Origin of the sequence: Peribacillus sp. V2I11, from assembly GCF_030817135.1 — a bacterium.
Taxonomy (GTDB): domain Bacteria; phylum Bacillota; class Bacilli; order Bacillales; family DSM-1321; genus Peribacillus; species Peribacillus simplex.
The window spans coordinates 1,815,744-1,839,409 of record NZ_JAUSYW010000001.1; the positions used below are offsets into that span (position 1 = coordinate 1,815,744).

A 23,666-nucleotide genomic window follows, 5' to 3' on the forward strand; every position below is an offset into this window, starting at 1 on the left:
TCCCTTTGAATTTTCGCCTAAAGTTAAGAGATTGGGGCTCTACGAGCCCACTATGTTAGGCCATTTTTGGACCTCGCCATGTCCAATTGGCCATCTTCTTTAAATTAATGGCAGCGAAAGTAAGCATCGCCTGCATCGACAATTTTTTAAGTCCCCTTAAAGTAGTCCAACGCATACCATGCTTTTCTTTTGCATCTGCGAATACACGCTCAATCGTTTCTTTACGTATTGCATATATAGGTTTTACATCTTGATGATGACGCAGATGATCTGCTTCTTCCACATGTGTTTGCCAGATATGCCGTGTCACCACTTTTTGACAGTCTTTGCTTTCTGTACATCGAGATAAAAATGAGCATGTTGTACAAATTTGTTTTGGCGATTTGTACTCGCGATAGCCCTCTTTATTTGTTGTTGAGTACTTTAAAGTTTCGCCCGAAGGGCAAAGGTAACAATCAAAATGTTCATCGTATACATAGTCCTGTTTGCGGAAAAATCTTTGGTGCGAGGACGTGTATAAGGTAAAGCCGGTATGATTTCTTTGTTAAATAGGTAGCTTGTAATCGCTGGTGTTTTATAAGCTGCATCTGCGGCAACGGCTTCCGGTTTTCCAACGTTCTCAATCACTTGTTCAACTAGTGGCTCTAAGATCTGACTGTCATGTGTATTTCCAGGTGTTACAATCGTTCCCAATACAAAACCGTTGCGGTCTGCGGCCGCGTGGAATGAATAGGCAAACTGTTTTGTTCGTTCATCTTTCACATAGTAGCCACTCTCAGAATCCGTTGTACTTTCTTTAATCTCTTTGGTCTCTTCTTTATCAAATTTATCTGGTGGAAAAGGCTTTTTTCCATGGTTTTCACGATCTTGATTGATTTCTTCTTGAAGACGTCCTTGATACGCTCGTGTTTCTTTACGAACGATTTTCTTTTCAAATTTCCGTTTATTCGCACTGGCCTTCACATGTGTGGAATCCACGAAAACGTGTTCAGCACTTATTAACTTTTTATTAGCAGCTGTCATTAAAATGCGATAGAAAATCTGTTCAAACAGGTCTGTATCTTTAAAGCGTCGCTCATAATTTTTCCCGAACGTAGAGAAATGAGGTACTTTTTCATGGAAACCATAGCCTAAGAACCAACGGTAAGCCATATTGGTTTCAACTTCTTCAATCGTTTTACGCATGGAACGAATACCGAAGGTATATTGAATGAAAGTCAGTTTAACTAAAATAACTGGATCAATACTTGGGCGTCCTACCTCTGAATACATATCTTTCACCAAGTCATAAATGAAAGTGAAGTCAATGGCAGCCTCCATTTTACGAACCAAATGGTTCGGTGGCACCAGTTGATCTAAAGTAATCATTTCAAGTTGATCTCGCTGAATAGAATCATGTTTAGAAAGCATCCTCATCACCTCAAGTTTTAATACTTCTATTTTAAAACAAAAATGACTCCAGGCAAAAGTGTTCTATCTAAAAGGTAAGACAAAGTTGATTGGAACGGAAGGTACGAGACTCCTGCGGGAAAAGCGCGTCTAGGGGAGACCCCGCAGGCGAAAGCCGAGGAGGCTCCCCGACCGCCCGCGGAAAGCGAGTGCCTGGAGTGGAAATCAACGTCCAAATTGTACAAGCCATAAAAATAGACAAACTCGATTTTCATCGAGTTTGTCTACAGTCTGAGCTGATTGAGTGAATCGGCTTTTTTTGTGCATTAACCATCTGAATATTGAACATTCAAGGGAAAATAACAAATATTCAATGCCCAAAATTAATGAACTTACTGCCTTGTTGTGGTTATTTTTTTGAACTACCTGCTATACTACTAGATGAAAGTAAATTATTAAATTTGCTAATGATTCGGGTTATAGTAATTGACTATCATTTTAAGGATGAGGGAATATAATGTCACCAAAAATAAAATCTTCAAGAAAAATAGCTAGATATTCACTAATTATCATGGGGGCGGGTTATATTGCAACCACTCCATTTCAAGGCTCATTGCCTCTAGATTTATTACATGGAGGGTTTGAGGCTGGTTTAGTCGGCGGATTGGCAGATTGGTTTGCAGTCACTGCATTATTCCGCCATCCGCTTGGATTACCAATCCCCCATACAGCGCTTTTGCCCAACAATCGTAAAAGAATGACAAATGCACTTGTTTCGATGTTAAAAAACGACTGGCTTTCTAAGGAAAGTATTCAGGACAAAGTAAAACATATTCCTTTTACTGAAAAATTGATCCCTATTTTAGGAAAAGAGATTCAAAGTGATACTTTTAGAAAAGTTCTGATTAAACTAATCAAGCAAATGATTGGTTATATAGATATAGAAAAGATTACACCTTTCGTTGCAAAAAAAATTACAGCATCACTTTCTAGCATAGACATGAGCAAAATTCTACATTTAGTAAGTTCAGAGTTACTTAACGAAGAGTTTGATAAGAAGGCTTTGGATCATGTTTTGAAAAAAGCTGAAGATTGGTTAGGAAAAAAAGAAACCAGTCACCGACTTGGCACTGTTTCCATGGATGTACTCAGCAAGATTGAACTGGAAGGTATGCTTCAGTTCGCCGTTAAATCCATTCAAAGTTTGCTTAACGAAGAGAAACTTGGGAATATCATCCAAAACCTGCTATTAAGTGTCGTAAATAATTTACAAAACGAGAAAGAACCAAATAGAGAGGCTTTAATCTTATATATCAGGAAAGAGATACAAGGCATTAACCATAACCGGGAACTGTTAGAAGGAGTTGAAAAATGGAAAAAACAACTTCTGACAAAATGGGAGCCTGAGGCGACAATAGAGGGAAGCCTAAAACAAATTCAACAAGAAGCATTGGATTTCGTCGAAGATGAACACTTCATGGATACTTACCTGACTCCAATGATTCATCATATACTGGACAATATTAAGGAAAATAGCACCCGCATCAATCAATGGATACAGAAACAAATTACTGCTCTCATTGAAAAAAATCATACGCAGATCGGCAATCTTGTACAAGAAAATTTAGATAAGCTAGACAATGAAACGCTGATTGATATGATGGAAAATGGTGTAGGAAAAGACTTACAATGGATTCGTGTGAACGGAGCAGTCTGCGGTTTTATAATAGGGCTTATCCTAACAGGCGCACAGGCTTTGCTTAGGCTATTATAATCCAGGCACCTTCGGGCGATTTGGTAACGGCAGTATACTGTCGCTATCAAATCAACTGGGGCTGTCTGTAGTTTGATACCCACCATAAAAAAGGCCCTAACCTTAAGGGCTTATTAACGGGGCAATTAATCTAATGTATAGGGTTTCCTCTCCTCGATTATCCACTTCATCCCATTCCACAGATTTGGAGTACATATATTTATCGGTTCGTTCAAACCCCATCTTTTTGGCAAGTTAAGTGTTTGTTGTATCCAACAATACTTTTCCAGTTTTTCTTTCTTCAGATGCTGGAAACATCTCTCCCTTATATATTGCCTTCGAATTTATCTTAAATAAATTTTCTACCTCTTCTACAGAAACATTTTTTATATAAATATTTTTATCTAAATGTTTGAAACCTTGAGATAGATCAGCATGTTTATTACTTATTAACCTTATAGACTTATCTTTCAGTAAACTAAAACTATACTCGCTACCATATATGTATTGCATACTTTCCTTTTCTTATCATAGGTTCTTCCATTTTGAGGTAAGTATTTATCATCAATATTAAATTGCATTTCATTCATCGGGAAACAGTCATTTCAACTTATGTTAAAAGTCTTTTATTAGCGGGAAAAATACTCTGATAAAGTTAAATGTCCCTTTTAAATTCTTTTAATAAAATACCTTTTATTCCATCTAATTCGTTATTAGCAACGATTCTCTTGTCATAGTTATCATCCCAAATAAAATAATCAGATAAACCCACTCTAGGTTTATTTATATCATGATAGATGCTACTCAATTCCATCATAGTTTTACGATATTGCTCTGCTGATTTACAATCCAATAAGTAAACATCTATTAATTCAATTGAGGCTTTAGCTTTTCTTAATGCATATTCTATATCATTCTTTTCTTTTGTTAATATTTTCACCAAACGAACATAAGCATCCTTAATAACTAATAAAGTTCGCTCCAAGTTTATCACCCATAATACAGTTATTGGAACTTCATCCACCAAATCCTTATTTCCCAAAGTGCTCTGACACATATTTGATTTCACACCTGAATAGATTCAAGCTTATAAGGCCGCTAGACCCTTATATAGTAGTTCCTTTAGGAATTTTCAATGTATAAACTATTCAGCTTCATTATATAGTCTCTAACTTCTTCCCTTGGTATAACCTTCCTGCTTTCAGGTAATTCTTCAAATATTAATATTGGCTTTTTCACCTCAATAATCGATTCTATGTCGTCAAGAGGCACGTCCTTTTTAAAAACAAATTGCTCTTGCTTTTCAAATCGATTGCAGTCTACATCATTACTATCCATACTAAATAACGAAATCTCATTTTCATCCAAGATATGCCTGCCTAATGTATATGGCTCAAACTCATTACCTTTGTAAGCTACCACAAACTTTAGTTCATAAACTAAATCAACTTCTTCTTTAGTCACATCTTTGATAAATAGATTTGTCTTATTCCCTGTTTGATCAACAAGTTCACGAAATCCTTTTTCAGGTTCATGGGTTCTAAGCCTTAACCTGTCGTTACGGATATTCAGAAGGTAATCCTTATGATTATATATGGCATATTTCAACTTTAGCTTCACCTCGTAACTTGTTCTCATTTAATATCTTGTATTGAAAAATGAATATTAATTCAGAAGTTCCAAAACTGTTTTATAAAAATATTCACATGCTTCATCTTCTGTATCAAATTTCTTTAAATGTGATTTCAACCCACATTCACTATAATAGACTTCCAAAATATTATCTCTTTTATTTAAGCAAAGTACCTCATTAGTTAGTCCACCATTAAGGCTATATAGATTTTTTGGAGTATTATCTTTAATTAATAATTTCTCCAATTCCAACTTTTTCAAATTAATTCCCTTCCCCTCTAATTATGTACATTTTCTTTTATATGGTTCACCTCCAGAAATATATAATCCGAGTTATCTTCTTACACGATTCGGATATACACCTTTTTCTTTTTATCTTTGAAAATATAGTATGCTGATTCCTGCATCACACGACCTTGGATGATACCATTGCGTAATCTTCCCCCATTCAAATACATTTTCAGACAATATACCTTCTGGATACCCAATTTGCTCTGTAAGCCATTCGCCATGCTGCGAAAGTTTTTCTTCATAGTCCCATTGGTTAATGGATGGATCACTAACTTTTAAACGTATTCCTTGTATTATGTTATTTTCGAAAGAAATTCTAACAGAAAATTTTTTGCTTCCTAATTGTATAGGCCATAAAGATCCAACTGTTGCTTCATCAGACTGCCTTTTCCTAACCTCAAAATTAGGATTTGTTACAAATGACTTCTCCAAAAAATCCAAATTTGTATCTTGTTTTACTTCAATTCCTTCTATTGTCAATATTCCATTATTCAAGTTATTCATTAGCGAATCCCCATTTCAAAAACAGCATTCCCTATTGCTTCAAACTTTCAGCTTTAGTTAATTTGAAATTATTTAATAACACTAGGAGCCTCTTTTTTCTTTATATATGTTTTATTGATTTATATATAATCTAATCTAACGAAAACGGTTTTCGTTCTTCTATTATTTCAACTTCATCTAAATTAACATTTTTAGAATACAGATATTTATCTGTACGTTCAAAGCCATACTTTTCGGCGAGTTTTAAATGAGGAGTTGATAGAAGAATTTTTCCATTCTCGCCATTAGAAGCTCCAAACAACTCTCCTTTATATTTTGCAAAAGAATGAATTAAAAATAGCTTTTCTACTTCATTCTGGGAAATAATTTTTGTATAAATATTATCTTTATAATGGATAAATCCATAATTCATTTCTTCCTTATTATTGCTTATTAGCACTATAAAGCCTTCGCTTTCAGATTCAATAAACCTATACTCTTTCCCATTATAGATCGTATACTCACCTTTTCTTATCATTTCTCCACTCCAGTATTTAATTTTCCATCATCCAGACACAAAAAGCTGTTTCTCTTTTTTGACTACTGGACTTATATTTGCATTTAGAATTATTTAAATGTCACTGCAACAAATCAAGGTCTAGGTTAAGGTATAAAGATAACTCTAGTTAATTTTTTGTAATAAGTTTTTCTATAATAATTCTATATTTAATTTTTCGGCCTTATGTAATTCTCCTAATAATGGATTTTGATAGTCACTATAATTATCCATATAAGCACGTACACCACCAATAATATTAAATTCTCTTATATCTTCATTATTCTCCAATACATCCAATGCATTCTTATATCTTTTAAATATAAGTTGTAATACACCGCTAGTAATTTCATTATAATAATCATTTTCGAGATTATTTATCACAACTTTTATTTGGTCGATTAACTGCTTTTTCTTATCCATTTCATCTTCCTATCTACTCGCCTATAAAGAAGACCCTTAACAAAACAGTTCCAAAGCTCCTTAGAGGGTATAGTGCAATAAATATTAATCGTGTTTGAAATGAGGAAATTAATCTAATGAGTAAGGTTTCCTCTCCTCGATTATCTCCACTTCATCCCATTCCACTGATTTGGAGTACATATATTTATCTGTTCGTTCAAACCTCATCTTTTTGGCAAGTTCAGTGTTTGTTGTATCCAACAATAATTTTCCATTTTTTCTTTCTTCAGATGCTGGAAACATCTCTCCCTTATATACAGCATAGGGATTAATAGAATATAATTCTTTAACTTCATTTACACCTACTATTTTAGTGTACATATTATTTTTGTAATAAGTAAAGCCATTGTCCATTTCATTTTTATCATTGCTAATTAACTCAATAGCTTCCACTGAATCAGACTCTATGAATCTATACTCTTTACCATTATAGATCGTATAATCACCTTTTCTTATCATTTTCCCACTCCATTATTTAATTTTCCATCATCAAAATAAACTGCTTCGCTTCCCGTTTAACATCGCATAAACTGGAATCTCGACATAAAAAACCCCTATAAAGGACTTTTATAGGGGGGGTTTTATATTTATATGGGTGATTTACATCAAACCCCATACTCTTCTTTAATTGCTTTATCTGCACAAAAACTATGGAATTGCTTGATTAATTCATCAATATCTTCTTTTCTTGTGATTTTCTCAAGCCATTCTTTAGGGATGTCGACCATTTTATAGTACATACCTGCCATTGTCCCTGTAATGGTACCTACTGTATCTGTATCATCCCCTAGATTCACTGCTTTTAAAACCGCATCGCTAAACGAATCTGAATTTCCTAAGCACCAAATGGCTGCTTCCAACGTATGAACGACATAACCATCTGACTGAATTTCTTCTTGTGGTAATGAAAAGAAATCTTCTTCAAAAATTCTTGAATAGGATTGCAGCTCTTTATGGTATATATGATCTTTTTCAAAATTCTCATCAAAAAGTTCTTTTATCTCCTTTTTTGAAACTTCAGGAGAATTATTATAATAAAGTCTAAGTAAAAACTCGAAGCCCTTTTGATTATTAGGAATTTTTGTAATCAGACCACATCATACAATATACAATATCGAACTTTTAAGCATTTGAAGGTGCGGTAAAACAATTTTTTAAAAAATACGGGTTCCTTGGGTTATGTGTTTTAAGTTTGAAAGATGGTTTATTCGGCACTGGGTAACCTCATTTTAAACATATAATTACCTATTATATGAGACTAAAACAATATTTTTTCTAATCTTAATCTTTTTATAAAGTTTTCTAAAGCATCACTTTCATTATTAAATTTTGTAATAGAACCTGTAACCACACTAGCCCTTTCATCAGTTACATATACTACCCATTGATCACCATCAACTCTAATTCCTACCTCATTTTCTCTTTGTGGATGTTCATTAAACCAATTGTATCTTTTTAATTTCTCTTGCTCGATTATTTCTTTTGCTTCCTGTTGTGTCATTTGTTTATTCTCCTTTAATTTAAATAAATAGAAAAATATCTTTTTGAATTGATTACTTAATTTCTTTTAACATCCCTAACCCTCAAGCCATTCTACAGGTAAAGGAAGTTCATATTGTATTCCACCTCCTGGTGACCCAAAACCTTCTGCAATTCCTCCTTTTTGGGTTATAACTTTGCTGTAATCTCCATTGTAGTACCTTTCAATTTGAGCTTCTACTTTCATCTTTAATTCTCTATCCGTACAATTCATAACATACTCTTTTAATCTTGAAAAATCCCCTATTACTTTGTACTGATGATATTTCGTCGCATCCTCAACATAAGGCAAGGACCTCTGTACATATTCATACGGTTTTCCATCCATAACTGGTGAGGTATATCTACCATTTGGTGGCCCGTACCTATCAATAATTCCCCCTACTTTAGGTATAAATTCTTCTTTTATTGCATTTCCATTCTTATCAAGCACATATCCACCTTGAGGAACTTCTGCCCAATTAATTGAACCATCTGCATTCAGTAAGCTAGAATCTTTGGGTATCTGAATGTCCTCAGGCCACTTACCAAATGATTCAAATTCGTCAGCATAATTTGTTCCTTTGTATTCATCTATTTTCATGAGATAAGTTTTAAGCTCAACTGCATTGCATGTCGATTTCTTTAATAAGTTTTCTACATGTTTACCCGTATCCTTAGAAATACTCTCCCCTGAAACACCCTCTACTTTGCTATCCTTCACCGTGAATTTCTGATTGGCTTCCTTAATTGTCTGCTTTTCCATCACAATGTGGGGAAGGCTTGGTCCTCCTGCGAGGGAAACTTGTTCCATACTTATCCGTTTAGGAATTTCTTTTTTGCCTAGTTCTTCACCTATATTTTTAAAATCATTTCGTATTCCCAAACTACCTGCTTACTATCATAGTTTTCATACAAAGAATTATACTGTCAATTTCATCAAAAAACCTTGAATGGCTTTAGCCACTCAAGGTTTCATTTTATACTAGCAAAATAAGGTTTTCATTTTCGATAATCTTAAATATATTACCACGGCATGCAATGGTTTTGGTGCATTGGTTAAGTAGTCTGGTTTTCAAATCAACTGGATTATCTCCAATAATTCTACTCCCCTATTTTTCCCATCGTTATCATATATAAAAATTTAAAAATTCGATCCTCGTTACCCTTTTCGATAATTGAAGAATTTTGTCTTTCATCCACATCATACAATATCCAACTTCCATCTTCAAAGTAACAACCTGTTGAAAATGGTACATTAGTTTTTCTTCCAATAACAATATTGAGTTCTTGTAAATCTACACCTAACTCTTTTATCTTATTTTCATATTCACTTCGTGTCATTTTACGAACCTCCTTTATTTAAGTAATATCCCTGATATTCTCCAGGGCTTTCACGTTAATTGGAGTATTATTTCAATTCATTAAAAAACCTCGAATGGCTTTGGCCACTCAAGGTTTTATTTTATTCTAGCAACATTCGGTTTCCTGTGTCATTTTCTATAACTAATCCAGATCTCTACTTGTCCACTTTTCTTATCTTCAAATGAAGTGACTTCTCCCCAAGTTCTATTATAAATTAATGAGTCTCCTTTTTTAATATCTGGTTTTCCTAATATCTCTTCTACCCATTTATCATGTATCTCTTTCTTTTTTTTAGCTTTATAATTAGACCAATTATTGTAAGTGTTTTTCAAATTTTCATCAGCATTGTCGAGTTCAATACGAGAAACTTTACCATTCTGAAAGTTAACTACAATCCAAAAATAAATTCCATCTAACATAATTGCGTCCTTAAAAACAAACATATTATTCGATATATCGCTTGATAGTAGTTCATTTTGAAATTTTATACAAAAATCCTGTTTATTTGTATTGCCATTAAGTATGTTTCCTTTCACTAAAATATCACCTGTTAATCCATTCAAATTAAAAACCTCATTTTCATTTAGTAGAATTCATTATTTTACTATATTCTTCAAAGGAGATTTCAGAATTATTTAAAATAATTTCTTCGTTTTTTAATCTCCTTATATAGTTATTGTGCAATAATTCATTGAAGTCGGCCATGAAAATTTGCTCCATACCACCTTTTCCAAATTGAGGATTATTTTTAGCTATACCATTCCCCCCTATAATATCAACATTTAGTACATAAGCTCCCATTTTGTTTCTATAAATCGCCGTTTGCATTCCCTTTTCCCAATATGGTTTAACCTGTAGTCCTTCAAATATGGTTTTTGAATTTTTATCAGCGTTTAAGATAGCTTCTTTTGTAGTAAAATATCCTGTTGGGTAGGGCTCTCCAGCATAAAAAATATCCCCTTTTTTATACAGTTTATCTACATAATCATCAACACCAACATACGGATATGAGCCCTGCCAATTTTGAGCAACTTTTGAGGGACTATAATCTTTTACCATTCTCCTTAATTTTGGAGTGTTAATTTCTTTATGTAATTCTGCTGATGTCATCTTTCCAAATTTATTGTGTAAATATTCTAATCTATCTGCATATTTTCCTCTTTGCAGTCTTTCAATAGCCCCAGTTCCCTTACCACCATTACTCTTCACCGCGAACTTCTGGACGATATCCTTAATCGTCGTATTATTGAAAGTGACATGCTTGTAACTGTTTCCATACGCAGTAGCTAATTCATCGTCACTAATACGGAGTGGCACTTTCACTTTACCAATTTCCCTGCCGAAGGCTTTTGCGTACTGAACCTGCTTTTCCGCAAATTCCTTACTGTAAGGTACGAACTTTGTACCACTCGCTACTTTATCAGCGACTTTAGCCGCACCTGCCACACCGCCGATGCCAAGTGCCATCAGAATCCCGTTCTGGCGCTGTTCCTCGGTCAGCTGGTTGCCGAAGATGTCTTTGCCGGTGGCCGCTTCGCCGAGGCCGTTGGCTGCGAGGAGCCCGTATATCCCGTATTCGGTTTTCTGGAGGAGGCTAAAGCCTTTATTCGTTTTATAGGCATCGAGTGCATGGTCCGCTGCATTGAGTCCTTTGGCCGTTTTGTATAAGGCGCTGCCGCCTTTGATGGCCCGGCCGGCCCAGCCGACGACGGGGATGAATCCAGCGGCTGCCATGGCGCCTGCGGCGATTCTTTCGGCATCGGACAGCTTGCGGCCCGTTACTGGATCGACTCCGGTTGAGGCCCTGATTGAATCATAATATCCCGTGAATTCCCCTGTAAAGGTTTTTGTCGTATCCCAGGCTTTTTCGTACCATGGGCGGTTTTCGAGTTCTTCCATTTCTTGTTCGATTTTCCGGGCTTCGGCTTGCTGCTTTTTGAAGGTCTGATAGTCTTTCATCTGACCGGCGACTTCATCCTTCACTTGATAGACGTCACTGCTCTTGAATGCCGATTGGTTGAATGTCATCGGCGAAATGTTGCCGTCCTGTTTGGTAGCATCAAGCAAGGCACGGAAGAGACCAACGGCCACGTTTTCCTGCCCGATGGACACATCATATTCCTCGACCAATTGCCTGTCGACATTCTCGACCTTTGTCACGGTGTCATCCAGCCTGTGCCCGGCCAGCGTGATTTTTTCATTAAAGTCCTTTTGGTCGAACATATCAAGAGGCAGGATATCGTCAATGCTGTTCAGGATCCTTTGGAGATCGTTCGCTTGTTGATCGACAAGCGACTTCGCTTGGTTAATGCCGTTCGAGACTTCGCCATCTAAAAAGGGAACCTCGACCACCGCATTTCCGGAGAGGTCCGCCTCTTCCAGATTGGCCGGTATGCCTTCTAAAAAACTGATCTGGGTCGTGAATAGTTCCATCCAGGCGTCCGCCACCTCGATTTGCGCTTCATAGAAGTTTTTGATGGCGGCAGCACCGGCTCCTTGAAACTCGTTATCCAGGCCGACGATGCCCTGAAATTCCTTTTTCAGGGCTGTGACTTCCTTCTTTAGTTCTTCATATTGCTTGGCGCGCGACTTGGTTGCGGCCGTCAATGTCTCGGCTTCATATATCTTCATCGCTGGTACCCATGTGAAGACGTATGGGCGATGGCTTCATCCTGTTCTTTTAATAAGTCAATGTTGGCACGGGTATCTTCCACATTTTTCTGGACGATTTTGATATATTGCTCGAAGACCTTCTCCAGGTTCGTTTCCCGGTCGATCCATTTCGAGGTGAATTCCAATTTATTGCTGCCAAGCTCGCCTGCCGGCAAATTTCCTAGCGTGACTGTACCAAGTGCCGTCTTCACCTGATCGACTTGCTTCGTTACGGCAGGATGATTCAGTTTGATTGTCGTCATTAAAACAACCACCCTTTTAAGTATGATATTTTGCTTTCCAATTGATCTATGACGGCTTCTCCTTTACCTAAAAGTACATCCGCTTCATGGGCTATGGTGCCTGCTGCACTCAGAGCCTTTTTCTCTATATTAAGCAGTGTGATTTTACCGTCGATTTTCTCTTGATAGTCGTCATAATCATCATGAATGATCGTTGACATTGCCTTGTATGCATCACTGCGGGCATCTTGAAAGTCTTCTGCACGTTTTCCCGTCCAGCTTTTTGCCAAATCCGGATTTTTAATTTTAGCGATTTCCCCAAGACAAGCATTCTGTTCTTCTTTGATTTGTCTTTTTGCCTGCTCCAAGCGATTGATTTTTTCATTCACATCGGACATTTTACTGGAGAGGGCTGAGTGAATTTCACTCAATGAATTTGCATACACTTAAAAGATCACCTCAAACCTACTATTCTCATTATATAGACTGTCATATTTTTCATAATTTTTATTATAAGGATTATAGTCTTAGAGTTAAATAGGGATAAATAAGCTATTTATGCTAGGTATTTAGGGAATTCATCCCATATGCACCAATTTCAGATTAGACTTTTTACCCCTCGTTTTCCATTTTTAAACACAAAAAGAGAGTGCAGTCTGCACTCTCTAACTTCCATACTCATTTTACTGCATTATCTGAATTCCTTTTCGTCAAATAAATGCGGAACTTTCACCTTTTTCCCTTTTTCATGATTTGGATCAGGTTTTTTAGATTCGATTTTAGCTTGGTCATAGACAGCTGTGCCGACAATTTCAGCAACATCTTGAAGCTTTTCTTTTGAGATTTTATCAATGGTATCATCAGGAGTATGATACCAAGGTTCTGATGGACTGTGGATGAATAAAGCAGCGGGTATTCCAGCCTCAGCAAATGACACATGGTCACTTCTCCCGCCTTGTCCATATGGAGTCGGCTCACCATTCAGTCTTGTACTTGATGCCTGGGCCAGCTCGGTTACAAGGTTCATTTCTCCATCATTAGTCAAAATGACCAAATCTCCGGCATCCTTGCTTCCTACCATATCCAGATTGAAATTGGCAATGGTCCGCTTGATATCATCATCAGGAAGATTGTCCACATAATGTTGCGAACCCAACAATCCATTTTCCTCTGCCCCAAAGGTGACGAAGCGAATTTCCGTATCTGTAGGAAGATTCTTCAGAACACGAGCAAGTTCAAGGGTGACGGATGTTCCTGATGCATCATCATTCGCTCCGGGTGCTCCTGCGACGGAATCATGATGTCCAGTAATATAAATGATATCGCTCTTTTTTGCTTTATTGTTCTTTGTTGCTTTTTTCGTTGCCACTACATTATAAGACGTCTTTTCTCCGGAATAGGCTCCTTCAATTTTTAATGATGCTGTCAATTTAGCTCCAGCATTCAATTTTTCCAGAAGGGCTTCTCCGGCCTTTTTGGTTATCGTGACAGATGGAATATACTTGTCATTATCCTCTCCAAGTGTCCCGTTTAATTCCCCATCGGCATTATTGAACAGGATGACACCCGCTGCCCCTTTTTCTGCTGCATTCAATACTTTTTCTGCAAAAGTGAGGCTGCCTCTTTGTATAAGGGCAATCTTCCCAGCAACGTCGGTCTCCTCTAGCTCTTCTTTCGTTCCTAAACCGGCATATACCACTTCACCGGATAGATCCCCATTAACTGAATAGGTTAGATGGTTCGCTTCGATTTCCCCATCAAACCCTGCAACGGACAGCCCGACCAGATTTGGGTCTGTATAAGATAAAAAATTGAACTCTTCAATATCGGCTTTATAGCCATAAGATTGAAATTGCTTTTTGATGAATTGGACGGCATTATACTCAGAATCCGTACCGGCCACCCGAGGTGTTTGTGAGAGGTATTCAATATTCTTGTAGATTTTATCGGCATCGATACTTTTAATGACTTGCTTGTCCGTGGATGGCGCAGATAGCACCGGAGATGAGTGTGGCGCTGCTAAAGCGGTGGTTGCCCCGGCTGTCCCGAGTGTCAATGCCACGATTAAGCTAACCGATAGAAATTGTTTTTTCATGGATTGCCTCCCAGTTTAATAGATTCCACCATAATTTTACAATACATAGAGAATACTAACTAGGTAGGTTTATCCCAACTAACACATGTCTAAAGTAACGAATTTACAAATTAAAGAAATCAACAGGAGGTTTGACCCGTGCCAAAAGTTCTCTACCATCCGATATTTTGTCATATTATATAAAAATCCCTGGAATCCAAACAGGATTTTCGCTCTTTTTCGGGAAAATAATACAGAAGAGATAGAATTTTTACAGGGAGAAGGCGTAAAAATGTCGATAACTAAATTCGTGATGCCGGAAGTGATTTTTGGAAAAGGTTCGATTGAACAAGCTGGCGAGGCCTGCTTGCGGCTGGGTGCCAAAAAGGCACTGATAGTCAGCGACTCCGGGGTGGCCAATGCTGGCTGGTTGGATAAAGTCATTAAATCCTGCCAGGATGCAGGCCTTGCCTTTGCTACCTTCATTGAAATGACGACCAATCCGAAGGACAGGGAAATCGAAGCCGGCTGTTTGGCATTTAAAGAACAAGAATGTGATGCCATCATCGGTTTGGGTGGAGGCAGTGCTTTGGATGTCGCCAAAGGGGTAGCCCTTTTAGTAACGAATGGCGGTATCATCAGTGATTATGAAGGGGTTGATAAAGTCCACTCTCCCCTCCCGCCCATGGTGATGATCATGACCACTGCAGGATCGGGTTCGGAAGTATCTCAGTTTTCGGTGATCGTCGATTCATTCCGCGAGAAAAAAATGACGATCATTTCAAAATCACTCGTCCCCGATATTGCAATAGTCGACCCTGGTACCTTAACCACCTTGGGACCCGATTTGACAGCAGCTACGGGAATGGATGTTTTAACCCACGCCATTGAATCCTATGTTTCAATCGCTGCGACACCTTTGACAGATGTACAAGCTAAAAACGCGCTTTCCATCGTTTCCCGCCACTTACGCCCCTCTGTTGCATCCAGGCATAATGAGGAAGCAAAAAAAGCGATGGCGATGGCGAGCCTGCAGGCAGGACTGGCCTTTTCCAATGCCATTTTGGGAGCTGCCCATGCCATTTCACATGCCCTAGGCGGCAAGTACCTCCTTCCACATGGTGAAATTAATGCGATACTCCTTCCCCATGTCATGGATTTCAATCGAATTGCCTCACCAAGGCGATTCAGCGAGATTGCCGACATCATGGGCATCGATACACGGGCATTGACCGAGCAGCAAGCAGGAATGGCAGCCATTCACTTCGTAAGGGAATTATCACAGGATATAGGGGCTCCCAAGTGTTTAAGTGATGTCGGCATTACGAAAGAAATGATAGATCCCATTGGGATGACCGCTCTTGAGGATGCCTGCATGATCACAAATCCTCGTGATATGTCATTAGAACAGATAAATCAGCTGCTTCTTACAGCCCTATAAGAGGTGAAAAGCATGAACAAACTTGAAATGATAAATTTAATGACAGGTGTTAAATCTTCAAAGAAAACGTATTACACGGAACTTAAGAAAACCGTGGATCAGCTGAAGAAGAAGAATATGCAGCTTGAAATCATTAATGACATCACTAAAAATATGAATATGGACATCGACATCCAAGAGATTCTCCGAAATGTCATTACAAAACTTAAGCAGCTCATTACCTTCGATGACAGTCATTTTGTCATATTGTATGAGGAAGAACCTGCCCTGCTTCACATCTGCCCTAATGGTCACTGCGAACTTGAAATGAATCCCAAAAACTTGTTACACCCTTTTCAGGATTTCTCGTCCGCCTTGAAAGAAAAACAGCCCATTCAGGTGGAAGTTAAACGGTTACCGGACTTCCCGGAAAAGGAACGTCTATTATCCCTTGAGATCGAATCACTTTTATTAGTTCCTTTATACGGAAAAAGTAAAAAAATCGGAATTTGGACTTTCGGCAGGAAGAAAAAGAAAACATGGCATGAAGATGAACTGGAATTTCTTGAGCAATTATCCAATCAGCTTGCGTTAACTTTGGAAAATGCCCAGCTTTATAAGGAAGTTCTTCATTCCAAACAGGAGTGGGAGGATACATTCAAGGCAGTTCAAGATATGATCATCGTCTTTGATCACAAAGGAACGGTCTATCAATCCAATGATTCAGCCAGGGACTTTTCCGACCTGCCTTCATTAATTGAAAAATCCCAATCTCTGATTCAAGATACCTTTTCATTCAATAAGCCAGGATTTCAGGAAATACTCCTTCAGCATGATACCATCTTGGAAATGCATGCTTACCCGATTCAAAATAAGGAGCATCAAGTCTATGGGGTCATTGCTTATTATAAAAATGTCACCGAAAGAAGACAGATGGAAGTCCAGCTATTACATGCCGGTAAACTTGGGGCGATTGGTGAAATGGCAGCTGGGGTTGCCCATGAATTGAATAGCCCATTAACGGCCATTCTTGGTAACTCGCAAATTTTATTACGGAAAACTCCACAGGACAATCCGGATTATATGCTATTGAACGATATTAAGATTTGTGGAGACCGATGCAGGCAAATAGTGAAAAGCCTGCTTACATTTTCAAGGCAGGATGAGTATAGATTCCACTATTACTCTATTAACGAAGCCATTCACCAGGTTCTGAACCTTTTGAAGTTTCAACTTGGGAAGAAGCAAATCTCCCTCCATCTTACCCTTCAGGAAGACCTTCCTTTCATAAAGGGCAGCCAGCCGCAGATAGAACAGATCATCATCAACTTGCTATTGAATGCCAAGGACGCATTGGATGAGTCCGCTCAAACGGAAAAATCGATTGCGATCACTACCTATTCAGAAAACAAGTTCATGGTGGTTCAGGTGACAGATAACGGAACGGGGATTGAAAAAGAACGGCTTCCCTTCATATTCCATCCCTTTCATACGACTAAAGACCGTGAAAAAGGTACAGGTTTGGGGCTGGCTGTAAGCCTTGGCATCGCCAAAGACCATGGCGGAAAGATCGACGTTTTGAGTACACCAGGACAAGGAAGCACTTTTTTCCTGAGGCTTCCCTTACAAGCAGAAGAGGAAAGGGGGGGGATAAGGTGATTCATTTACTTGTGGTAGACGATGAGAAAGAGGTTGGAACTTTTCTATCCCGCCTTTTTACGATGAAAGGTTACCACGTACAAGTTGTGAATAGCGGGAAGGAATTTCATGAGATCGATTGGAATCAGCAGCGTTTTGATGTCGCAATGATAGACCTGAAACTTCCGGATTGTGATGGACTTTCCCTCCTGCAACATCTAAAACAACTGCAGCCGCGTTGCAAGATACTGATCATGACAGGATACAGCACCGTCAAGACCGCTGTTGATGCAATGAAACTTGGCGCGAGTGATTATATGGAAAAACCCTTTGTGGATATTGAAGTACTGGAAAGGCAGATTGACAACCTATTGAATGAAAATGAAGATTTGAATCAGCATTTCATCCATAAGCTTGCCGAGGATTCAGGACTCATTGTCGGTGAAAGTCCTTTAATGAAGAATTTGATTGAAATGGCTTTCAAAGTGGCCCAAAAATCCGTCAATGTATTAATCGAAGGAGAAACCGGTAGCGGTAAAGAAGTGCTTTCACGATTCATCCACATTGCCAGCCCCCGAAACCATGAGCCTTTTATCGGCATAAATTGCGGAGCGATCTCTGAATCCCTGCTTGAAAGCGAATTATTCGGTCATGAAAAGGGGGCTTTCACAGGAGCGACCCAGCTGCGAAAGGGTTTTTTCGAAATTGCAGGAAACGGTACGCTTTTCCTAGATGAAATTGCGGATGCGAGTCCAGCCATTCAAGTCAAATTGCTTCGAGTTTTGGAAACGAGGGAATTCATGCGGGTCGGCAGCAGCGGGACATTACGGACGAACGCCAGGTTAGTGGCGGCATCCAATGAAAACCTGCAGCACGCAGTGGATAAGAATAAATTCCGGGAAGACCTATTTTACCGACTGAACGTCGTGACTCTCGATATCCCGCCTTTAAGGCACCGAAAAGAAGATATTCCCTTGCTGGTGCGTCACTTGATGGAGAGAAATGGTCATGGAGATATCTCATTTTCTAATGAAGCCATTGAAAAATTACAGCAATACAACTGGCCAGGCAACATACGCGAACTTTCTAATGTGGTCATGCGCACATTAACTCTCGCAGACCATAAGTCGGTAATAACCGCCAATGATATCTCACTGTCTAACAGCCAGATCACCCCTGACAAAAATGTGTCCACTAATGGGATCGTGTCAACTGATAACCTTCTTGAAGAATGGCGAAAAAGGCTAGTGGCTGACTTTAATGAGAAGGATGAACTGACGCTTGAAGAAATACTTACGGAAATCAAACAGCTTCAATCCACAATTGGAAAGGAGCTCGTCATGCAGGCACTGCAAAAAACCTACGGCAACCGGAATGAAGCAGCCAAACGCTTGCAGATATCCATAAGGAAATTACGCTATATATTAAATGAGAAGAACCAGACATAATAAAAAGGAGGATGCCCCGTTCCAGGACATCCTCCTCGTTCCTATTCTAGCGTCAATACGATGCGTCCGTTGATTTCCCCCTTTTCCATCATTGAAAACACATCATTTATTTCATCAAGTTTCCTCGTCTCTATATTCGTTCTGACTTTACCCTCAGCCGCAAATTGAACGGCTTCCTGTAAATCTTTTCTCGTGCCGACGATTGACCCTTTCACAGTTACCCCATTTAGCACTGTATCAAAAATCGGGATTGGAAGTTCATCATTCGGCAATCCGACTACGACAAGTGTCCCACCCCTCTTGACTGAACTGTAAGCCTGTTCGAAAGCCTTTTTCGTAACCGCTACAGAAATGGATGCCTGCACACCGCCAACCTTATCCTTTATAGCCTGTACAGGATCGGTCTTAAGCCCATTAACCGTGTAATCCGCCCCAAGCTCCGTTGCCAGATCAAGCTTATCATCTTGAATATCGACAGCAATGACATTAAAGCCCATCGCTTTCGCATATTGCAAGGCAACATGTCCCAATCCGCCAATTCCATAAACCGCTACCCAATCGCCAGGTTTTGCTTCTGATACCTTAAGCGCTTTATAAGTCGTAACACCTGCACAGAAAATCGGTGATACCTCCGCAAAGTCAAGTCCTTCAGGAACCTTCACCACATATTTGGCGGGTGCTTTACAATATTCCGCATACCCCCCGTCCACGGAATAGCCTGCATTCAATTGATCCAAGCAAAGCGTTTCCCTTCCAGTCAGACAATATTCACAATCGCCACAGGCCGAATAAAGCCATGGGATCCCAACACGGTCACCCACTTTCAAGGAAGTTACGCCTTCTGCCACCTTTTCTATAATGCCCACACCCTCATGTCCGGGGATAAGCGGAAGCTTGGGTTTTACCGGCCAATCACCATGTACCGCATGCAAATCGGTATGACACACGCCACAGGCTTTAATTTTCACTAATATCTCACCATATTCCAATTCCGGGATGGGCACCTCTTTAATTTCAAGGTTTTGGTTAAATTCATTGACGACCGCCGCTTTCATTGTCTTGACCTTTTGCTTTGCATTTACAGTGCTTGCCCCTTGTTTTACATTCATGATTCATTTTCCTCCCTTATTCCAGTGGATATTATTTTTTGCTGCTACTTACACCTACTACTTACACAAGATGCAAGTGCCATGCCACTGCAAAAAGGCAAAGACGACAGCATTCACTTAAAAATAGTGCCGAAAAATCGGCCCACTTGGACGAATTAACGGCCCAAGTTGGACGAAATCCGGTTTGTATATTGCAGAAAAAATAGCTCACCCTATATATAGGAGGTGTCTAAAAACATGGACCAATTTGAAAAAGCCTATGAATCATATAAACAGCAGGGAACACCGCAAGCAAACCAACCTGATTCAGCAGGAAAAGAAGAAATCATCGCCGTAAGGAAAAATGAAGAGGACAATATTATCGCCATCAAGACGAACTCCGGCCGCGAACTCGACTACCCCACAGCCCTTTCGGAAGCAAAAGCGGGCAACCTGGCCAATGTTGACGTCTTTCATAAATATGGACGTGACATCTTGCGGAGTGAACCCGATGGGATAAAGGAAAATAACCTGGATCAACTGCCGGAGTTTTGATTTTTCGGGGAGACTGCCTGATATGGGCAGTTTTTTTCTGTCTGGATGCGCTAAAAAGAGCCAGCATGATTAGCCGGATCCTTTATTTTTCATACTGATAGGATTCAGAGATTTCGAGCAGTCGGCCACAGGACTCGACAACCTCGATGATTTCCATCCATGACATGTCAAGACCCAGTTCATTAGCATGGGAAATCTTATCCCGTAATTTCCGGATGGCGTTCGCATCCTTCTTCCCTTTACTTTTCGAAGGGATTTGGAAGAAGCACCTCAATTCTTTATCTTTATGTATGATATCGAATTTATCACTGATTTGCAGGCACTCTATTATATTGATATCCTCATTTTTATCGATTCTCTTCTTATATAATTCGGTTGCCTTTTCTAAACGGTCTTCGCTGATCATTGGATACCAGCTGCCATCGCCGAATCTATCCAGGATGATATCGCTCATCCTCATTTCCAATAAGGTAATATATCCGAATATCAGCATCCTGATCGGAGGCTTTTGAAGGTCGGCATGGGTAATCAACTTTTTAATTGAATTATTCTCTAATACGAACACCCTTGTTTTATTCTTGAAAATATGGAGAAGCTGGATCAAAGGGGTTGAATCCGAAACCATTTCCCTTGGTGAAAAGTTTCTCAAATATTCTGATATAATCCCTTCACCTAGTTCATCCCTTTCGATATACCCGATGATTTCCCCTTGATCTTGCACGGCCAATATATCAAAATTCTTTTTTTCCAATGCTTTCTGGATATCCAGCGCCAGATCGTTTTTATGGCAAAACTCAAGCTCCTGGGCAATGCTCTTAACCGTTATATTTTCTTCATAGAGAGTTTTAAGACTAAGATAGCTGCTATTGCTTTTTGTATTGCTTCCATTAAACATCTTTCAACCTCCGCTCAGGAACACTTTCTGCCCATTTTCCGCTTTAATCATAGACCGATAAAATACATGCGGTCCTCACAAATAAAGTCCACCCTAGTGGACTTAATCCCATTCTGTGAATCTTTTTGGCACCATTAATTAATCAAAATCCATCAACTGCATTGCCTACCGCCGTTTCCCCATTCCCCTTTTCTTCCCATCCCTTACAAACATCCGCCCAATCCTTCGCACCTGAATATTCAAATAATTCAGCGAGTCTAAGTTCTATTGCAGAGTTCGAACTGCCGCATGCCGGGAACAATGACTCAAAGCGCTTCATCGATACATCAAGAAAAACAGCTAAATCGTTTGCCAGCCCAAACGGACAAACTCCACCGATTGCATGGCCGGTCTGCTCAAGCACTTCTTCAGGTGACAGCATTCGTGCCTTGAAACCGAACGTCTGACGAAATTTCTTATTATCCACTTTCGCGTCCCCAGCGGCAACAACCAAAATTGCATGATCACCTTCCCCCTTAAAGGAAAGAGTCTTAGCAATCCGCGCCGGGATAACACCGATGGTTTCTGCTGCTTCAATCACCGTAGCACTCGATGTATCGAACTCCATTACATCGCCTTCCCGATTCCATTGTTTAAGATGGCTTTTGACACTCTCGATCGACATTTTATATTCACTCCTTTGAAGTACATATTGAAATAATATCATCCTTCATTGCAATAAATCAAAATCCTATTGGGCTACTTCTCCTGCTTGGAAACTTATAAATTAAAACCATTCTTTACAAATTGACGAAACAAGCTTACATGGGATACCATTAATCTTCGGATAAACGCCTAAACGTGGTTCGTAACCATCCCACGATAAAAAACTAGGGAGAGAGTAAAATGAATGTTCGTACACTCGTGATAAACGGGTTATTGGCTGCCTTATATGTGGCGGTCTCATTGGTGTTTAAACCAATAGCTTTTGAGATGTTCCAATTTCGTGTACCGGAAATGTTGAATCATCTGATTGTATTCAATAAAAAGTATATCTACGGTATCGTCGGCGGAGTCTTCATATCGAATCTGCTCTTTTCTCCGATGGTTCCATATGATTTGATTTTTGGGGTTGGGCAATCTCTGCTCGCCTTATTGCTCGTCATTTTTGTTTCACGGTTCATAAAAAGCATTAAAGGACGGATGATTGCCACGATTATCTTTTTCACGTTCACAATGTTTTTAATTGCAATTGAACTGAACCTTGCCTTTGGCTTGCCATTCTGGCTAAGCTGGATGACTACGGCTGTCGGTGAGTTCGTTGTCCTCCTGATTGGTGCCCCAATCGTTTATGGAATGAACAAAAGAATTCAGTTTGAAAAGTGGCTTTAAAGGAATCTTCGGGTCGTTAACCCACTATAATGGAAAAGAGCTGTCTGCATGATGCGGCAGCTCTTTTTTTTCACCAATGAACTCGAAAATGATAAACTATTAGTAAGAATGGTGGTGACCCTTTGAAAAAAGTCCTGACCATAATTGGTCTACTGGTAATCGCAATATTTATGTACTCTAATGCAGAGTTGTTCACTTTGGTTTGGAAAAGTGATCTGGATTCTGTCATTGGCATATTGAAGGAAAACCTTTTGCTTACATTTATTGTGACATTCGTATTGATGTTTGTACAAAATTCTTTTACAATCATCCCCTTAATTTTACTCCTGATTATCAATGTCACGATATTCGGATTCATATATGGCTATCTTTGGAGTTGGTTTACAAGTGTTGTTGCCTCAGGATTCATTTTTTATGCAGCAAGAAACTGGTTTCAGGAGCTTCTCTTAAAGAAAATTGGAGAAAAATGGAAAGATGCTGTTGTGGAGCATGGCTTCATGTACGTTTTTACAGGCAGGATTTTCCCGCTTATCCCAACAAGCTTAATTAACTTGGCAGCTGGAGTCAGCACCGTCACTTTCAAGGATTTTTTATTAGCGACGGCACTTGGCAACCTTATATACTTTTTCTTCCTATCGCTGATTCCCTATGGATTGCTATCTGTTGAAATGAACCAATATACGCTAGCTGCTCTCGCACTCCTCTCCTTACTATTCTTCATTATCTATAAGCGTGCAAAAAAGAAGAAGAAACTAACCTTCTTCAGAAAAAACAGGTGACCTCATTGGCACCTGTTTTTTTATTTAGGATTCTGCATATATTTTTTTCCGATAG

27 protein-coding genes, 1 pseudogene and 1 riboswitch are annotated in these 23,666 nt (G+C 39.0%); of the genes and pseudogenes, 7 read left to right on the top strand and 21 right to left on the bottom strand.

Annotation, left to right across the window (positions count from 1 at the left end; translation table 11 throughout):
* Nucleotides 1-55 precede the first annotated feature (55 nt).
* Nucleotides 56-1,410 (bottom strand): annotated as a pseudogene (locus QFZ73_RS08690) (IS1182 family transposase).
* Between the two features lie 496 nt (nt 1,411-1,906).
* On the opposite strand from QFZ73_RS08690, the gene QFZ73_RS08695 reads away from it, so the two are divergent.
* Entirely contained in the window at nt 1,907-3,163 is a 1,257-nt protein-coding gene (locus QFZ73_RS08695) for a DUF445 domain-containing protein (protein WP_307265327.1), read from the top strand.
* A gap of 234 nt (nt 3,164-3,397) precedes the next feature.
* Here QFZ73_RS08695 and QFZ73_RS08700 read toward each other — a convergent pair whose 3' ends face one another.
* From QFZ73_RS08700 to QFZ73_RS08780, 17 genes are all read right to left on the bottom strand, one after another.
* Nucleotides 3,398-3,655, bottom strand: a complete 258-nt coding sequence (locus tag QFZ73_RS08700; RefSeq protein ID WP_307265330.1) for a hypothetical protein — start codon at nt 3,653-3,655, stop codon at nt 3,398-3,400.
* Nucleotides 3,656-3,797: 142 nt separating this feature from the next.
* Nucleotides 3,798-4,184, bottom strand: a complete 387-nt coding sequence (locus tag QFZ73_RS08705; RefSeq protein WP_307265332.1) for a hypothetical protein — start codon at nt 4,182-4,184, stop codon at nt 3,798-3,800.
* An 80-nt stretch (nt 4,185-4,264) separates the two neighbouring features.
* A complete protein-coding gene (locus tag QFZ73_RS08710) occupies nt 4,265-4,750 on the bottom strand; it encodes a hypothetical protein (protein WP_307265336.1) in 486 nt (161 codons plus the stop codon).
* A gap of 57 nt (nt 4,751-4,807) precedes the next feature.
* Nucleotides 4,808-5,035, bottom strand: coding sequence for a hypothetical protein (locus QFZ73_RS08715; RefSeq protein ID WP_307265338.1), 228 nt, complete (start codon nt 5,033-5,035; stop codon nt 4,808-4,810).
* A gap of 111 nt (nt 5,036-5,146) precedes the next feature.
* Entirely contained in the window at nt 5,147-5,569 is a 423-nt protein-coding gene (locus QFZ73_RS08720; protein WP_307265340.1) for a hypothetical protein, read from the bottom strand.
* Between the two features lie 130 nt (nt 5,570-5,699).
* Nucleotides 5,700-6,086 carry a hypothetical protein gene (locus tag QFZ73_RS08725; protein WP_307265343.1) on the bottom strand — a complete coding sequence of 129 codons (387 nt, stop codon included), beginning with the start codon at nt 6,084-6,086 and terminating at the stop codon, nt 5,700-5,702.
* Between the two features lie 171 nt (nt 6,087-6,257).
* A complete protein-coding gene (locus tag QFZ73_RS08730; RefSeq protein ID WP_307265346.1) occupies nt 6,258-6,527 on the bottom strand; it encodes a hypothetical protein in 270 nt (89 codons plus the stop codon).
* A 108-nt stretch (nt 6,528-6,635) separates the two neighbouring features.
* The gene (locus QFZ73_RS08735) at nt 6,636-7,025 is read right to left on the bottom strand and encodes a hypothetical protein (protein WP_307265349.1); all 390 of its coding nucleotides are present in this window, start codon (nt 7,023-7,025) and stop codon (nt 6,636-6,638) included.
* 146 nt (nt 7,026-7,171) lie between these two features.
* Nucleotides 7,172-7,657: an ADP-ribosylglycohydrolase family protein gene (locus tag QFZ73_RS08740; RefSeq protein WP_307272697.1), complete on the bottom strand. Its 486-nt coding sequence runs from the start codon at nt 7,655-7,657 to the stop codon at nt 7,172-7,174.
* A 167-nt stretch (nt 7,658-7,824) separates the two neighbouring features.
* Nucleotides 7,825-8,067, bottom strand: coding sequence for an Imm59 family immunity protein (locus QFZ73_RS08745; protein ID WP_251432086.1), 243 nt, complete (start codon nt 8,065-8,067; stop codon nt 7,825-7,827).
* Nucleotides 8,068-8,142: 75 nt separating this feature from the next.
* Nucleotides 8,143-8,970 carry a TNT domain-containing protein gene (locus QFZ73_RS08750; RefSeq protein ID WP_307265354.1) on the bottom strand — a complete coding sequence of 276 codons (828 nt, stop codon included), beginning with the start codon at nt 8,968-8,970 and terminating at the stop codon, nt 8,143-8,145.
* A gap of 218 nt (nt 8,971-9,188) precedes the next feature.
* Nucleotides 9,189-9,428 (bottom strand): hypothetical protein, encoded by a 240-nt coding sequence (locus QFZ73_RS08755; RefSeq protein ID WP_307265356.1) that lies wholly within the window; start codon nt 9,426-9,428, stop codon nt 9,189-9,191.
* Nucleotides 9,429-9,577: 149 nt separating this feature from the next.
* Nucleotides 9,578-10,012, bottom strand: coding sequence for a hypothetical protein (locus QFZ73_RS08760; protein ID WP_251432095.1), 435 nt, complete (start codon nt 10,010-10,012; stop codon nt 9,578-9,580).
* Nucleotides 10,013-10,028: 16 nt separating this feature from the next.
* On the bottom strand, nt 10,029-12,080 hold the full coding sequence (locus QFZ73_RS08765) for a ribonuclease YeeF family protein (RefSeq protein ID WP_307265360.1): 2,052 nt from the start codon (nt 12,078-12,080) through the stop codon (nt 10,029-10,031).
* Nucleotides 12,077-12,364, bottom strand: a complete 288-nt coding sequence (locus tag QFZ73_RS08770) for a YwqI/YxiC family protein (RefSeq protein ID WP_307265363.1) — start codon at nt 12,362-12,364, stop codon at nt 12,077-12,079. Before QFZ73_RS08770 ends, QFZ73_RS08765 begins: the two co-directional genes overlap by 4 nt.
* Nucleotides 12,364-12,789, bottom strand: a complete 426-nt coding sequence (locus tag QFZ73_RS08775; protein WP_307265366.1) for a YwqH-like family protein — start codon at nt 12,787-12,789, stop codon at nt 12,364-12,366. The genes QFZ73_RS08770 and QFZ73_RS08775 overlap by 1 nt, the downstream gene beginning before the upstream one ends.
* Before the next feature lie 245 nt (nt 12,790-13,034).
* A complete protein-coding gene (locus tag QFZ73_RS08780; RefSeq protein WP_307265369.1) occupies nt 13,035-14,438 on the bottom strand; it encodes a M28 family peptidase in 1,404 nt (467 codons plus the stop codon).
* Between the two features lie 271 nt (nt 14,439-14,709).
* Between QFZ73_RS08780 and QFZ73_RS08785 the strand changes: the two genes are divergently transcribed.
* The 3 genes from QFZ73_RS08785 to QFZ73_RS08795 are packed head-to-tail and all read left to right on the top strand — an operon-like array spanning nt 14,710 to nt 18,923.
* Entirely contained in the window at nt 14,710-15,858 is a 1,149-nt protein-coding gene (locus QFZ73_RS08785; RefSeq protein WP_307265372.1) for an iron-containing alcohol dehydrogenase, read from the top strand.
* A gap of 12 nt (nt 15,859-15,870) precedes the next feature.
* On the top strand, nt 15,871-17,496 hold the full coding sequence (locus tag QFZ73_RS08790; RefSeq protein ID WP_307265374.1) for a sensor histidine kinase: 1,626 nt from the start codon (nt 15,871-15,873) through the stop codon (nt 17,494-17,496).
* The gene (locus tag QFZ73_RS08795; RefSeq protein WP_307265377.1) at nt 17,493-18,923 is read left to right on the top strand and encodes a sigma-54-dependent transcriptional regulator; all 1,431 of its coding nucleotides are present in this window, start codon (nt 17,493-17,495) and stop codon (nt 18,921-18,923) included. Before QFZ73_RS08790 ends, QFZ73_RS08795 begins: the two co-directional genes overlap by 4 nt.
* A gap of 41 nt (nt 18,924-18,964) precedes the next feature.
* Here the strand turns inward: QFZ73_RS08795 and adhP are convergent, their stop codons facing one another.
* The gene (gene adhP / locus QFZ73_RS08800; RefSeq protein WP_307272699.1) at nt 18,965-19,978 is read right to left on the bottom strand and encodes an alcohol dehydrogenase AdhP; all 1,014 of its coding nucleotides are present in this window, start codon (nt 19,976-19,978) and stop codon (nt 18,965-18,967) included.
* Nucleotides 19,979-20,269: 291 nt separating this feature from the next.
* Here adhP and QFZ73_RS08805 point away from each other — a divergent pair, with 291 nt between their 5' ends.
* Nucleotides 20,270-20,566: a DUF3892 domain-containing protein gene (locus QFZ73_RS08805; RefSeq protein ID WP_214745573.1), complete on the top strand. Its 297-nt coding sequence runs from the start codon at nt 20,270-20,272 to the stop codon at nt 20,564-20,566.
* An 82-nt stretch (nt 20,567-20,648) separates the two neighbouring features.
* Here QFZ73_RS08805 and QFZ73_RS08810 read toward each other — a convergent pair whose 3' ends face one another.
* Both QFZ73_RS08810 and QFZ73_RS08815 read right to left on the bottom strand, forming a co-directional pair.
* Nucleotides 20,649-21,461 (bottom strand): hypothetical protein, encoded by an 813-nt coding sequence (locus QFZ73_RS08810; protein WP_307265382.1) that lies wholly within the window; start codon nt 21,459-21,461, stop codon nt 20,649-20,651.
* A 142-nt stretch (nt 21,462-21,603) separates the two neighbouring features.
* A complete protein-coding gene (locus tag QFZ73_RS08815; protein ID WP_307265385.1) occupies nt 21,604-22,125 on the bottom strand; it encodes a YbaK/EbsC family protein in 522 nt (173 codons plus the stop codon).
* A gap of 170 nt (nt 22,126-22,295) precedes the next feature.
* Nucleotides 22,296-22,340, top strand: a riboswitch (PreQ1 riboswitch).
* A 6-nt stretch (nt 22,341-22,346) separates the two neighbouring features.
* Here QFZ73_RS08815 and QFZ73_RS08820 point away from each other — a divergent pair.
* Nucleotides 22,347-22,832, top strand: coding sequence for a QueT transporter family protein (locus tag QFZ73_RS08820; protein ID WP_251432138.1), 486 nt, complete (start codon nt 22,347-22,349; stop codon nt 22,830-22,832).
* A gap of 122 nt (nt 22,833-22,954) precedes the next feature.
* Nucleotides 22,955-23,611, top strand: coding sequence for a TVP38/TMEM64 family protein (locus QFZ73_RS08825; protein ID WP_307265392.1), 657 nt, complete (start codon nt 22,955-22,957; stop codon nt 23,609-23,611).
* Nucleotides 23,612-23,666: the final 55 nt, after the last annotated feature.